This is a genomic window from Candidatus Sulfuricurvum sp. RIFRC-1, from assembly GCF_000310245.1.
Classification (GTDB): Bacteria; Campylobacterota; Campylobacteria; order Campylobacterales; family Sulfurimonadaceae; genus Sulfuricurvum.
Window position 1 is genome coordinate 346,493 of record NC_020505.1, and the last position, 13,728, is coordinate 360,220.

The following is a 13,728-nucleotide window of genomic DNA, read 5'->3' on the forward strand; positions in this document are numbered from 1 at the left end:
GCTTTTACCGCCGAGGTAAAACCCAGTGTTAACGTAGCCGTAGGGGCTTTGCTCCTATGGCGTTTAAAATAAATAAAAAGGAAATAAAATGTCAAAAGTTATTGGTATCGATTTAGGAACAACAAACTCATGTGTCGCTGTCTATGAAGGCGGCGAAGCAAAAGTTATCCCGAATAAAGAGGGAAAAAATACGACTCCGTCCGTTGTAGCGTTCACGGATAAAGGTGAAATCCTCGTAGGTGATCCGGCGAAACGTCAAGCGATCACAAATCCGGATAAAACGATCTACTCGGTTAAACGTATCATGGGTCTCATGATGAACGAAGAAAAAGCGAAAGAGGCGCACGACAAAGTTACCTATAAAATCGTCGATAAAAACGGTATGGCGGCAGTGGATGTTGCGGGTAAAATTTATACGCCTCAAGAGATCTCGGCAAAAATTCTTTCAAAATTGAAAGCGGATGCTGAGTCATACCTCGGACAAGCGGTTAGCGATGCGGTTATCACCGTTCCTGCGTACTTCAATGATGCACAGCGTAAAGCGACCAAAGAAGCGGGAACGATCGCAGGTCTTAACGTTCTTCGTATCATCAATGAGCCGACGGCATCTGCTTTGGCATACGGTTTGGATTCAAAAGGGGATGAAAAAGTTCTCGTTTACGATCTAGGGGGCGGAACATTTGACGTTACGGTTCTTGAAATCAGCGAGGGAACTTTTGAAGTTCTCTCAACCGATGGAAACGCGTTCCTTGGTGGAGATGACTTCGATAATAAAATCGTTGATTTCCTCGCAAACGAGTTTAAATCGGATCACGGTATCGATCTCAAAGCGGACAAGATGGCGCTTCAACGTCTTAAAGATGCGGCTGAAAATGCAAAAAAAGAGCTCTCTTCTGCGGAAGAGACTGAGATTAATCTTCCGTTTATCACGGCAGATGCAACCGGTCCGAAACACTTAGTCGTCAAACTCACTCGTGCGAAATTCGAGGGGATGATCGATACACTCGTAAAAGAGACGATCTCTCATATCAAAACTGCGATGAAAGATGCAGGGATGAGCAATAACGAGATCAACGAAGTTATCATGGTTGGTGGATCAACGCGTCTTCCAATCGCTCAAAAAATGGTATCCGATGAGTTCGGCGGTAAAACGTTGAACAAAGGGGTAAATCCGGATGAAGTAGTCGCTGCGGGTGCTGCGATCCAAGGTGGAGTTCTACGCGGAGACGTTAAAGATGTACTTCTTCTCGACGTTACACCACTTAGCCTCGGGATCGAAACACTCGGCGGTGTTATGACAAAAATCATCGAAAAAGGGACCACTATTCCGGTTAAAAAATCGCAAGTGTTCTCAACTGCAGAAGACAACCAGCCAGCGGTTTCTATCTCAGTCGGTCAAGGTGAACGTGAGTTTGCCCGCGATAACAAATCTCTTGGACTCTTCGAGCTTACCGGTATCCCTGCGGCACCTCGCGGTGTACCTCAAATCGAAGTAACGTTTGATATCGACGCGAACGGTATTTTGACTGTTAGCTCGACGGATAAAGGGACAGGCAAATCTCAGTCCATCACGATTTCCGGAAGTTCAGGACTCAGTGAAGAAGAGATCAATAAAATGGTTCAAGACGCGGAGAGCCACAAAGCCGAAGATGCGAAACGCAAAGAGATCGTAGACCTTCGCAACCAAGCCGATGCGTTGGCAAGCCAAACCGAAAAATCTCTCAAAGAGATGGAAGATAAAATTGACGCAAGTGAAAAAGCGGCAATCGAAACGGCTCTTGAAGAACTTAAAGCGGTACTTAAAAATACCGATGCGTCTAAAGAAGAGATCGAAGCGGCTACCAAAAAATTGGCAGACGCGAGCCACAAAATGGCAGAGCAAATGTACAAACAAAACGAAGGGGGCGAAGCAGCCTCTTCATCTGCGAAAAAAGATGACGACGTCATCGACGCTGAAATCGAGTAAGTTTTTCTTTCCCGTTCGCCCTGAGCTCGAGGAAACATCGCTACGCGAGCGGTACCCTTGTTTTGTCGAAGGGTGTTTTCTCCGTCATCCCGTACTTGATACGGGATCTATCCCCATAATTTTATTAATTTCCCCCTAAGCTCACCACACTTATACTTGCACTTATATGTATTGGAGGTGTATCATGGCACAAATGACCATTTATCTCGATAATGAACTCGAATCCAAAGTCAAACAAAATGTTGCCGCGATGGGAATATCATTGAGTCAGTTCGTCTCAGGACTGATCCGTAAAGAGCTGCACGAAGAGTGGTCTCCCGCTATCCATCAGTTGGCTGGTGCATGGGATGATTTCCCCGATGCAAAGAGTTTACGAGATTCCGAGGCGCACGATTGTGCGCGGGAATCGTTTTAAATGTATCTGCTTGACACCAACACCCTCATCTATTTTTTCAAAGGGGAGGGAAATGTTGCGGCTAGGATGTTCGAGCACTCCCCCTCTCAAATCGCTATCCCGTCTCTGGTTGTCTATGAACTCGAAGTAGGAATCGCCAAATCTTCCTCACCGAAAAAGCGCGAACAACAGCTCAAAATGTTATTAGAGAACGTGATTGTGATACCGTTTGGGAATGAAGAAGCGCGTGTTTCGGCAAAAATACGTGCTTCATTAGAATCAATCGGTGAACCTATTGGACCGCTTGACACATTGATTGCGGGGTGTGCATTGGCTCATCATTACACTTTAGTGACCCGTAACAAAAAAGAGTTTGGAAAAGTAAAAGGGCTAAAAGTCGAAAACTGGTATTGAAGAAGATGAACTTTAAGCTCTCCCGTTCGCCCTGAGCCAGTCGAAGGGTGTTTTCTCCGTCATTCCCGCGAAAGCGGGAATCCAGCTATCTTTTCTTAATCTATTTCTTCACGTTAATGGCAACACTGATAAAACAATTTTCTGAACAACAAATAATGGTTTTATGTGCAAAAAATTCATTAATATTGTATGATTTAAAGAAAAAAAAGAGTATCAAATGTTTAATGACTCTCAACAAGTGATTATAGCTATCGTTCTCCTTGCCCTTGTGTTATTTATCTTAGTTTTCTTTATGCTAAAAAGAAGCTCAACCTCACAACCTCCTAGCAATAAACCAGAAAAAAATGAGCTATCGGAAGTAGCCGCCCAAGAGCAGGCAGAAGTAGTTCCATTGATAAAAGAAGAGCCAACAGTAGAGCCAGAGCCACTTTCAGAAATTCCCGTATATGGAACAGAGGAAGGAGAATTTGTAGTCACAACACCGATTTTTGAAGATAAACTCGAAGAGTTAACGAGTAGAAGAAAAAGTGACAAGACAATCCAAAAACGAGCCGTTCCTCCGCATGGAAAAATTACAAAACAAAATTTTTCTGAATTTGAGGGTGAGAGAATATTGGTTGCAGAAGATAATCTGATTAACCAAAAAGTTCTTGTGGGTCTGTTAGCCGGAAGCGGTATCGAGTTAGTCTTGGCAGATGATGGTCAGGAAGCCCTAGATATACTGGAAAATGACACCAATTTTTTGATGATTTTAATGGATGCCCACATGCCGAGAGTTGATGGGTTTGAAGCAACGCGTATTATTCGAGAAAATCCTAAATTTGATCACATCCTAGTCGTGGCGCTTAGTGGAGACACTGCATCGGATGACATACAAAAAATGAAAAATGCAGGGATGTCTGAACAGCTAGAAAAACCTCTGAGAATGGAATCTTTGTATAACATTATTTATGCCTATACGGGGAAAGAGACTCCTACGGATGAGTTTGTAAAATCGGTAATGAGCAACAATTTGGATGTTGAGAAAGGGCTTCAAACGTGTGGAGGCGATGAGGAATTTTACCGTGAAATCCTATCGGAGTTTATCACTGATTATGCCGATTCTTCTGATAAATTAGGGATATTTTTACGCTCTCATAATCTTCAAGATGCTGATGTATATCTTCTTGATATTATCGGTGTCGCTGAAAACATCGGGGCGCATCCACTCGGTGAAATTGCTTCAAAGCTGAAACTAGCTCTCAGTGACACGCATGAGCGGAGCTACTTTATCCTTTTCGATCACTACAAGGTCCAATTAGATAGATTAATAGAAGATATTAGAGCGTATGTTGGATGATGCTATCGTATCTGCTGAGCTAAACTCCAGTCAACCTTTGTTATAATCTTTTAAATATTATTACTGTGGATTTTTATGAGCGATCGATATATCGGACGACAGCCTATCATCAATGCCAAAGCTAAAATCGTCGCGTATGATTTACTCTACCGTGAATCAGGTCATAATGACGACAACGGATTGACCGCAGCCGTTATTAGTAATCTCCTGGTTTCGATGGAGAGTATTTTGGGTAAACATATCGGGTTTATCCGGGTTAATACCGAGTTTCTGCATTACGATGTTATTGATCTGCTTTTGCAAGAAAAGGTAGTTTATTCTCTTTTTGCCGATGCAGTGATTGACGAAGCTCTTGCGGATCGAATGCGATATTTGCGTGATCAGGGATATCGGTTCGCGCTCAATGACTGCATTTTTACTCAAGAGAGTGCTGTCCATTATGCTTTGATTCTTCCAGCTTTGAGTTATATTAAAATCGATGTTACGAACAGTGATTTATCTTTTGTCGGACGAAATATTCCAATGTTTCATGAGGTCGGGATTGAAGTCATCGGGACGAAAATCGAGACGCATGATGCGTATGATTTGTGCCGTTCAATGGGATTTGATTATTATCAGGGCTATTTTATCTCCGAACCCAATATCATTAAAAACGCCTCTTTTTCTCCTGAACAAGAGGGGATATTCCGTTTGTGGAACCTTCTGCAAGGTGAAAGTGAAATGCCGGAGCTTGTTGAAGCGTTTCAAAACAACCATGCTATCAGCTTAAAATTGCTTCGTTTCATCAACTCTGCGGCATTCTCGTTGCGTAATCCTGTTTCTTCGATTGAGCAGGTGTTGACACTCATGGGGCGTGATCCGATTTCACGCTGGATTATGTTGATGATGTTCTCAGAACAAGGAGGCAGTGAAAAACGGGTTCCTCTATTGCTGATGGTCGTTCATCGTACGGAGTTGATGAGTGCTTTAGTACAGGTAATTAATCCCAAAGCAACCAAAAAAGATCTTTCAATGGCCTATTTTACCGGGATGCTCTCTTTGATCCATCTTTTGTTCCACATGTCACAGCGGGATATCTTATCAAAGCTCAATATCTCGTATGAGATTGAGCAAGCGGTTTTAGAAGGGGAGGGATTTTATGGCGAGATGCTGGATTTGGTTCGCTCCATCGAGTTGTTTGATACCGAGGCGATTGAAGAGTATTTAGAGACTTTGGGTCTAAAATATGCGATAATAGAGCCGATTATTACCGAAGTTATGGAAAAAGTAAATACGTTTGAAAAGGCGATAGAAGAATGAAGAAAAATGGGATAACGTTTATTCTGCTGAGTTGGATGATCCTCTTTGCAACGATTCAAACCTATGCGGCAGAAGCCAAGGGATATAAAATTGTGTTGGCCTCATATCCTACTTTCGAAGAAGCAAAAGCGGCTTTGGATAAGCTCGGTTCACAAATAGGGACTTCAGAGCTTGCGCTACAAAAAGAGTACCGTTTTGATATTGCTGCCAGAGCATCAGGGAAGGCTTTTATGTTGGCTGTTGAGCCGATTGAAACCGAAAAAGGGGCAGAATTTGTCCTAAAACAGTTTAAAAAATACTATCCTGATGCGTACGTAAATGGTTATTTCGGACCGACCAAGGGGGCAGTATTCTTTAAGCAGCCACAACCTGAGAGTCTCATTGAAGAGGCTAATGCAACCGACGCCAATATGACGACAGCAGCAAAGGAGTTGGTTGAAGAGAATGCTACAGTACCTGCACCTGTAGTACCTGTCATTACGGATGACAATCTTCCTGAAGATTTTTCTGAGCCGGAAGAACCAAAAAGCAAAACAGGGTTGATTATTTCTTTACTCATTGCCGGCGGTGTTGTATTGGTGTTATGGAGAATGCGAAAGCAAAAATCTCCCCAACCGGTGAAAGAGTTCAAAGAAAAATACGAAGAGGCAGTAGAAGAGAGCGAGAGTGAAGATCGCGTAGAGATGATCGAATCGGAAGCATTTAGCATTATTGAGGAAGATGAGACGCCTCAAAATATTCAGCCAAAAGTGTTTGAACCAGAACCCGATATTTTTTACAAACTTAAAAAGAATATATTTTTCATGACATTGATGGGTGAACTAAAAGCTGCATCCGATAGTAAAGATGATCAACGATGTCGCGATTTAATGGATGAAGTATTACGATATCAGAAAAATTTTCGTACAAGTGAAATAATTACCGTTATGCAGAATCTTATCGAGACAAAAGCGTACGATGAACTTGCACTTGTTATCAGTCGTGAGACGAATTAAGTATTATCAAGGATAAAAAAATGGAACAATTTTTAGAAAAAGCAAAATCTGCCAGTCGTGTTTTAGCGACGATGAGCGGGTCGGAACGTAACCGTATTTTGCGAGAGATGGCCGAAGCGCTTCGTGCAAACACGATGAACATCATCGAAGCTAATGCTTTGGATATGCGAAATGCGCAGGAGAGCAGTCTTGCTCCATCGATGAAAGAGCGATTGCTGTTGGATGAAAAGCGGATTGATGCGATGGCAGTCGCAATCCTTGAGATTGCCGCACTTAAAGATCCTATCGGAAAAGTGATCGAGGGATGGGTCACCGAAGCGGGGCTGAAAATCGAGAAAGTGAGCATCCCTATCGGGGTAATCGGGATCATTTACGAATCCCGTCCGAATGTAACCTCAGATACGGCGGCACTCTGTTTTAAAAGTTCGAACGGGTGTGTCCTCAAGGGGGGAAAAGAGGCTGAAGCTTCCAACAAGATCATTGCTGATGTATTACAGCAGGTTCTGGTCCGCAATAATCTCCCGAAAGAGTTGATTGCTCTGCTACCCGATGCAACGCGTGAAGGGGTGGCTAAACTGATCAAAATGGATCAATACGTCGATTTGATCGTTCCACGGGGTGGCGAAGCCTTGATTCGCTTTGTGAGTCAAAATGCGAGTGTCCCTGTTGTCAAACACGATAAAGGGCTGTGCCATACCTATATCGATAAAGGGGCGAATATCGAGAATGCGATAGCCATTGCCCTTAATGCGAAAGTACAGCGTCCCGGAGTGTGCAATTCGATGGAGACACTGCTCGTTGATGGAGCGATTGCCGCAGAGGTCCTCCCGATCCTCAAAGAGGCATTTGAGCGTGCACATACACAGCTCAAAGGGTGTGAATTAACCCGTGAAGTGATCGATGTGGAAACTGCGAGTGAAGAGGATTTTGATACGGAGTATCTCGCCAATATTCTTAATATTCGTGTAGTCGATGGAGTTGAGGGGGCGATAAGCCATATCGTTCGATTCGGATCGGGTCACTCCGAGGCGATCATTACCGAAAACATCACCACATCCGAGCGGTTTATGGATTGCGTAGATGCGGCGGCGGTGTATGTGAATGCTTCTACCCGTTTCACCGATGGCGGGGCTTTCGGATTCGGGGCTGAAGTGGGAATTAGTACCAATAAACTCCATGCCAGAGGACCGATGGGTGTGGAGGGTTTAACGACGTATAAATACAAAGTGTATGGAAAAGGACAGATTCGTTGAACTCTGTTTTAAATATCGAAAATATATCTTTTGGATATAGTAAAGATATATTTATTTTTGATAATTTTTCTTTAGCCCTTAACAAAGGGGAAATCAAAGCGATTGTCGGGCCCAGCGGTGTCGGTAAATCGACACTGTTTGAACTCGTTTTAGGGCATCGTAAACCCTCATCCGGGTTTATCCGAGCATCGTCGTATTCTCAAGTCTTTCAAGATCCCTACAGCTCATTTCATCCTACCTATACGATACGAGAACAAATCATAGAAGTAACGTCGATGGAGGGGTATCAGGAGTTGTTAGAACAGATGGGATTGGAAGAGTATCATCTGGATATGTTGCCGCATAAACTCTCAGGAGGTCAGCTGCAGAGATGCTCAATCCTTCGTGCATTGCTGATGAAGCCGGAATTGCTGCTTTTGGATGAACCGACTTCGGCACTTGATAATCTTAATCAGCTCGAAATTATGAAATTGATTGTGAATCATATAACAGGGATGGGTGTGCTATTGATCACCCATGACGGTGATTTGGCACGCTGGTGTGCGGATGAGATTATTACCCTAACTCAACCAATGTCGAATTAAATAATACCCTGACGCTGCCATTAAAACGGTTCCGAAGGTATTGAGCGCCATATTGGCCGCCGCCATAAGCAGATGGCCGCCGCTGAGCAATAAAAAAGTTTCCATCGCAAAGGTGGAATAAGTTGTGAGCCCCCCCAAAAAGCCGGTAGTAAGAAATGATTTCATGTGTACACTAAAGAGGGTCGTATAGGTGAAGTAGGCGAAGAGTGCACCGATGATGAAACTGCCCAGCAGATTAACCGACATTGTCCCAAAAGGGAGGGTGTGAGGAAAGTTATGATTGACAACACCGTTCATATAGGCACGAAGTATCGCCCCTAAAAAGGCACCGCTACCGATAGCGAGGATGGTTTGCCAGCTCATCATCATAGACCTTTTGCATTAGAGTATGGATTTCATTGAGCCACTCCGGATTGCTCTTATCCGCTATAAACGAGTCCAAATAAACGGCGGTGATAGTACCGGGGTTAAAATCTTTCCGTTTGTTGCTGAAATGCCATGCCGTTGCGATTAACACGACGGGCTGCACTTTGAGACTATACTTGTCGGCAACCATTTTTGCGCCCGCTTTAAAAGGCTTCATTTTGCCGGTTTCGGTACGGGTTCCTTCGGGGAAAATAGTGATAACACGGCCATGATCGAGGCGGTCTTTGCACTCTTTGATCAGTTTGACAAGCGCGGTTTTAGACTCTCGCTCCAATGCGATGTCTTTGGGAAGACGAACAACCAAACCGAAAAACGGGACATTAAACAGCTCTTTTTTAGCGACCCATGCCAAATCTTTGGTACTAATCGTCTCCATAATACCGATGTCAATGTCGCTTTGATGGTTGATTAAATACATTTGCGCATCCGGATCGGGTCTCCCTTTGACACGGACAGGTACAAAAACAAGAAGACGGATGAACCATGCCGAAACTTTAACAGCGTAAGGCTTTGGGAGGAGATAAAAAGTAGCGATCATCAGGGTCATCCCGGTAAAGATGACGATTACCGCATAAAGCCACTTAATTCGAGCAAAGATCACGTTGATTAACCCATCCTACTTTTTCATTGCTAAGGTGGACTTTGGTAAACTCACCCACCTCTTTTTCCGCTTCTAAATGCTCTTCTTGAAGGGTCATTTCAAAAATTGTCCCATTTTTTATCGGAAGCAAGTAGATAGGGGCATCTTTTTTGACACAGACGTCTTGATTCGGTAAAAGTGCAAAAACAATGTAAAACATCGGCAGTACCGAAGCGTACAGATACCATTTCTCACGTCTCCAGTAAAACAATCCTGCGAGAATTAAGACAACAACAACCGCAGCACCCACTTTAAGTTCGGTATGGCGTGCATCCGTCGGAGAGAGATCGCTTTGGGTTGAGACGGTATCATCATCCACAACGATCGGAATAGTGAGCGACTCATAGCGTTGCTTTTGAAGATTAAAGTACGAAAAATTGAGGTTTTGTTCATCGTTAGGAATGATCACATAATAGGTCATTTGTGATTCACCGACATTGGAAAGTTTGGACTCAAACCCCTGTTTGATGGCATTTGGAATGTTAAAATCACTGATATTACAACGTGACGCTTTAACGGTGAAAATGACGACATTGCTCTCATTATTGTAGGCGGTCGTTTTATAATTGATAATAGTAAATTTTTCGGCTAAAACATTCGCAAAACCTGATGGCGGGCTGAGGGTTGTTGCACTGAGTGATGTTCCGCTCAGAGTTTCAGATGTTGCTCCGGTAGAGGTAATGGTGGCGGTAACATCGGGAAGGCGCACTGCAGAAGATTGAACGAGAAAATAAAAGGTGTCGTAAATACCGTCTTCTTGTACTTTTCGACGCGGGGTATCACTAAAAATGCGGATACCCTCTTCGTTTTGAAGGGTATATTCGATATTTCCTGCGGCTAAATCTACCGGGGTGAGTTTAACGGTGAGGGCAATGATTTCACCCACATACGGATGAGTCGGCAGATCGGTAAATTCTAAGGTAAGTCCAGATGCCGTGGAGCCCGTTGCGGCTGAGAAAAGTGAATCGATTGAAGAGGGTGCTTCCTCGGTAGAAGGTTCTTCCGCAGAGGGCTCACTCAGTACGGAGGGCTCTGCAAAAAGAATCTGCGTGAACAGCAGAAAAAAGAGGATCAGTGTTTTCAAGCGTTTATAAACCCTTCGAGCATCGCTCGTCCATCATCTGAACCTAAAAGAGCCTCCATCGCGCGTTCAGGATGGGGCATAAGACCAAAAACATTTTTGGCTTTATTGCAAATCCCTGCGATACTGTCGACTGACCCGTTTGGATTATCGATATTTCCCGAGCAATCAGTGTATTGTAACAGCACTTGATTATTCGCGTAAAGCTCTTTGAGTCCTTCTTCATCGATATAGAAGTTGCCGTCATGGTGTGCAATAGGGATATTGACCACTTGATCGACTGAACAATGACGTAAGAAATCATTATCGTTATTGATCACTTTCAGATGGTGGTGACGAGAAATAAAGTGTAGCCCCTCATTCCGTTTGAGTGCACCTGGAAGGAGGCCGGTTTCGGTTAGAACTTGAAAACCGTTGCAAATTCCTAAAACTTTTCCGCCGTTATCCGCATATACTTTAAGGGCTTTCATAATCGGAGACATTTTTGCAATGGCACCGCTGCGGAGATAATCGCCGTAGCTGAATCCTCCTGCGGCTACTACCAAATCCATGTCAGAGGGGATAACATCTTCTTTGTGCCAAAGAATTTGTGTTTCGCACCCTAATGCGGCAAACGCATATTGGGCATCATACTCACAGTTTGTCCCCGGAAATTGGATGATGCCTACTTTCATGCTTGAATCTCGATTTCATAATCTTCGATAACGGTATTGGCCAAAAGCTCTTCACACATATGGGCTACTTTTTCTTTTGCGACCACAGCATCAGACTCATTCATCTCAATGATGATTTGTTTGCCGACACGGACATCACGAACACTTTCAAAGCCGTGACCGCTGAGGGCATGCTGTACCGCTTTACCTTGAGAGTCCAAAACTCCGTTTTTCAAAAATACGTTTACAATTGCTTTCATCATTATTCCTTTGGTATGTCGTATAATCAGTTCAAAATTCGGTTTAGTACTTCTTCGTAAGCGACTTTGAGTCCGCCGAGTCCTTGGCGGAAACGGTCTTTATCCATTTTCTCACCGGTTTCTAAATCCCAAAAACGGCAGTTGTCGGGACTGATCTCATCGGCAAGGATGATTTTGCCGTCTTTATCGCGACCGAATTCAAGTTTGAAATCGACGAGGTTAAGCCCTTTATCATGGAAATAGGGACGAAGAATAGAATTGACTTCACGAGCCATAGCACGCAATTGATCGAGTTCCGCTTCATTTTTAACGAGTTCTAAAATCAAACAATGTTGATCGTTCAGTTTCGGATCACCGAGGGCATCATTTTTGTAATCGAATTCGACCAACGTAAACGGAAGAACGGTTCCATCGGCAATTCCAAGATTTTTACTGAGACTTCCTGTCGCTATGTTACGTACGATAACTTCGATAAGGATGATGTCCACTTTTTTACAAAGCATGTTAGTATCATCGAGCATCTCGACAAAATGGGACTCTATACCGCGAGAAGCAAGCATTTTAAACAATTCCGTTGAAATCTTGTTGTTCAAGGCACCTTTGCCCGATTCATTGTCTTTTTTTGCGCCGTTGAATGCGGTCAGATCATCCTTAAATTCGGCAATGACCAGATTGGCATCGTCGGTGCTAAAGAGGCGTTTAGCCTTTCCTTCGTAGATGAGATCGCGTTTTTCCATGGTTATTTTCCTTTGACTATGATTAGAGCTTTAATGATATCAACGCCCTCTTTGAGCTGAATGTCTTTGTTCAGCTGTTCAGGGGTAATGACCGTTTTATTGGTGGCATTGGCTTCGGTCACATCGACCATACCGTCATTCTTTTCGAGTTCGGATTCCAGATGTTTTTTGAGGTCGGCTTCTTTGATATTAAACGATTTGTCGTGATTTTTGATCTCACCGGCGATAACTTCGATGTCCGGAACTACGCCGACAGCTTGGATAGTACGGCCGCTTGGGAGATAATATCGGGCAACCGTAAGTTTGATCGCTTCAGTTTCCGTTACCGGCATGACAACTTGAACGGAGCCTTTACCGAATGTTTTTTCTCCGACAATGACGGCCCGTTTCAAATCTTGCAGTGCTCCGCTGACGATTTCTGAAGCACTGGCTGAACCTTCATTGACCAAAACGACGAGAGGCAAATCGGTAACAGTAGCACTTTTAGTCGCGCTGTAAGAAACATCGTCGGCTTTGTTGCGCCCTTTTTGAGAGACGATAACCCCTTCATTGACAAACAAGTCCGTAAGCTCGACCGCTTGATCCAGCAGTCCTCCCGGATTGTTACGAAGGTCTAAAATAATCCCTTTACTTTTAGAGGCATGTTTTTTGATGGCTGTTTTCACATCGGCGGCCACTTTTTTGTCGAAGCTCGTGACGCGGATATAGAGGATATTTCCGCTGATGGTACGGGTGTAAACCGATTCAACGGTGATAATATCGCGGATGATGTGAAATTTCAGAGGATCGGCTGAACCTTTTCGGACGATGGTGAGGTCAATCGGTGTTTTAGGCGTTCCGCGCATAAGAGACACTGCGTCATCGATCGTCATGCTTAAGGTTGCTTTGTCATTGATTTTCAGGATGATATCGCCGGATTTGATCCCTGCCTTATCCGCAGGTGTCCCTTCGATAGGAGCGATAACGGTGAGGGCGTTATCACGCATTCCGACCGTAATCCCTAAGCCGCCGAATTCGCCGTCCGTTTGGGTTTTGAGATTATCGTAGCTTTTTTTGTCCATATAGGTGGAGTGGGCATCCAGATTGGAGAGCATACCCTGAAGCGATTTATCGATCAATTGATCAATCGTAAGGCCGTCTACATTGTATTGTTCGACAATCCCTAAAACTTTAGTAAATTTTGCCAGAGATTGGAGGCGTGAGGCTTCTACAGAGGGTTCAGCAGGTGCAACGGTGTTGCTTTTTGCAAACAGTGATGAAGAGAGGGCAACACTTATTGCTACGGCACTCATAAAGCCGACAACCATCATTTTTGTGTTTTTCATACGTTTTTGAACCTCATGCAGAGCCATAAATAAGATCAGCAATTATAGTGAAAACTTCATTAATTAACAATGACTCAGTTCACTTCGATAACGACATCACCGATCGTGATTTTCTCCCCTTTGGTGATTTTTGCCCGTTTGCGGGTTTCCACGGTACCGTTGCGTAAAACGTGGCTATTCTCGATCAGTATCTTTGCTTGTCCGCCGGTATCGACAAGGTCAAGAAGTTTGATCAGTTTATGGAGTTCGATAAAAGGTTCGGTGAGGGTATAGGTCATGAATGGTCTTTACAGTAAAATTAATAGATATTTGATAGAAGAAAAGGGGAAAAATAAAAGGTGCATGAAAGCCCCGTAGGGCTT

The 13,728-nt window shown here is 43.8% G+C and carries 16 protein-coding genes; 8 read left to right on the top strand and 8 right to left on the bottom strand.

Annotation, left to right across the window (positions count from 1 at the left end):
- The first annotated feature begins 88 nt into the window (after positions 1-88).
- From dnaK to B649_RS01825, 8 genes are all read left to right on the top strand, one after another.
- Complete coding sequence (dnaK, locus tag B649_RS01790) at positions 89-1,966, top strand: molecular chaperone DnaK (protein WP_015652787.1); 1,878 nt, start codon at positions 89-91, stop codon at positions 1,964-1,966.
- 184 nt (positions 1,967-2,150) lie between these two features.
- Entirely contained in the window at positions 2,151-2,381 is a 231-nt protein-coding gene (locus tag B649_RS01795) for a hypothetical protein (protein WP_015652788.1), read from the top strand.
- Positions 2,382-2,774, top strand: coding sequence for a type II toxin-antitoxin system VapC family toxin (locus B649_RS01800; protein WP_015652789.1), 393 nt, complete (start codon positions 2,382-2,384; stop codon positions 2,772-2,774).
- 217 nt (positions 2,775-2,991) lie between these two features.
- Complete coding sequence (locus B649_RS01805) at positions 2,992-4,113, top strand: response regulator (RefSeq protein ID WP_015652790.1); 1,122 nt, start codon at positions 2,992-2,994, stop codon at positions 4,111-4,113.
- Between the two features lie 75 nt (positions 4,114-4,188).
- On the top strand, positions 4,189-5,412 hold the full coding sequence (locus B649_RS01810; protein WP_015652791.1) for an EAL domain-containing protein: 1,224 nt from the start codon (positions 4,189-4,191) through the stop codon (positions 5,410-5,412).
- Positions 5,409-6,407: a hypothetical protein gene (locus tag B649_RS01815; RefSeq protein WP_015652792.1), complete on the top strand. Its 999-nt coding sequence runs from the start codon at positions 5,409-5,411 to the stop codon at positions 6,405-6,407. The genes B649_RS01810 and B649_RS01815 overlap by 4 nt, the downstream gene beginning before the upstream one ends.
- Before the next feature lie 20 nt (positions 6,408-6,427).
- Positions 6,428-7,660 carry a glutamate-5-semialdehyde dehydrogenase gene (locus tag B649_RS01820; RefSeq protein WP_015652793.1) on the top strand — a complete coding sequence of 411 codons (1,233 nt, stop codon included), beginning with the start codon at positions 6,428-6,430 and terminating at the stop codon, positions 7,658-7,660.
- Positions 7,657-8,244: an ATP-binding cassette domain-containing protein gene (locus B649_RS01825; protein ID WP_015652794.1), complete on the top strand. Its 588-nt coding sequence runs from the start codon at positions 7,657-7,659 to the stop codon at positions 8,242-8,244. Before B649_RS01820 ends, B649_RS01825 begins: the two co-directional genes overlap by 4 nt.
- On the opposite strand, the gene crcB is transcribed toward B649_RS01825, so the two are convergent.
- The 8 genes from crcB to B649_RS01865 all read right to left on the bottom strand — a co-directional run bounded on the left by crcB (position 8,221) and on the right by B649_RS01865 (position 13,644).
- A complete protein-coding gene (gene crcB, locus B649_RS01830; protein ID WP_015652795.1) occupies positions 8,221-8,607 on the bottom strand; it encodes a fluoride efflux transporter CrcB in 387 nt (128 codons plus the stop codon). The two genes, B649_RS01825 and crcB, sit on opposite strands and share 24 nt — an antisense overlap.
- The gene (locus tag B649_RS01835) at positions 8,576-9,271 is read right to left on the bottom strand and encodes a lysophospholipid acyltransferase family protein (protein WP_015652796.1); all 696 of its coding nucleotides are present in this window, start codon (positions 9,269-9,271) and stop codon (positions 8,576-8,578) included. Before B649_RS01835 ends, crcB begins: the two co-directional genes overlap by 32 nt.
- The gene (locus B649_RS01840) at positions 9,252-10,394 is read right to left on the bottom strand and encodes a hypothetical protein (protein WP_015652797.1); all 1,143 of its coding nucleotides are present in this window, start codon (positions 10,392-10,394) and stop codon (positions 9,252-9,254) included. Before B649_RS01840 ends, B649_RS01835 begins: the two co-directional genes overlap by 20 nt.
- A complete protein-coding gene (purQ, locus tag B649_RS01845) occupies positions 10,391-11,065 on the bottom strand; it encodes a phosphoribosylformylglycinamidine synthase subunit PurQ (protein WP_015652798.1) in 675 nt (224 codons plus the stop codon). Before purQ ends, B649_RS01840 begins: the two co-directional genes overlap by 4 nt.
- On the bottom strand, positions 11,062-11,304 hold the full coding sequence (purS, locus tag B649_RS01850) for a phosphoribosylformylglycinamidine synthase subunit PurS (RefSeq protein WP_015652799.1): 243 nt from the start codon (positions 11,302-11,304) through the stop codon (positions 11,062-11,064). Before purS ends, purQ begins: the two co-directional genes overlap by 4 nt.
- 26 nt (positions 11,305-11,330) lie before the next feature.
- Positions 11,331-12,041: a phosphoribosylaminoimidazolesuccinocarboxamide synthase gene (gene purC / locus B649_RS01855; protein ID WP_015652800.1), complete on the bottom strand. Its 711-nt coding sequence runs from the start codon at positions 12,039-12,041 to the stop codon at positions 11,331-11,333.
- Positions 12,042-12,043: 2 nt separating this feature from the next.
- Positions 12,044-13,366 (bottom strand): S41 family peptidase, encoded by a 1,323-nt coding sequence (locus B649_RS01860; protein WP_041192500.1) that lies wholly within the window; start codon positions 13,364-13,366, stop codon positions 12,044-12,046.
- 74 nt (positions 13,367-13,440) lie between these two features.
- A complete protein-coding gene (locus tag B649_RS01865) occupies positions 13,441-13,644 on the bottom strand; it encodes an RNA-binding S4 domain-containing protein (protein ID WP_015652802.1) in 204 nt (67 codons plus the stop codon).
- Positions 13,645-13,728: the final 84 nt, after the last annotated feature.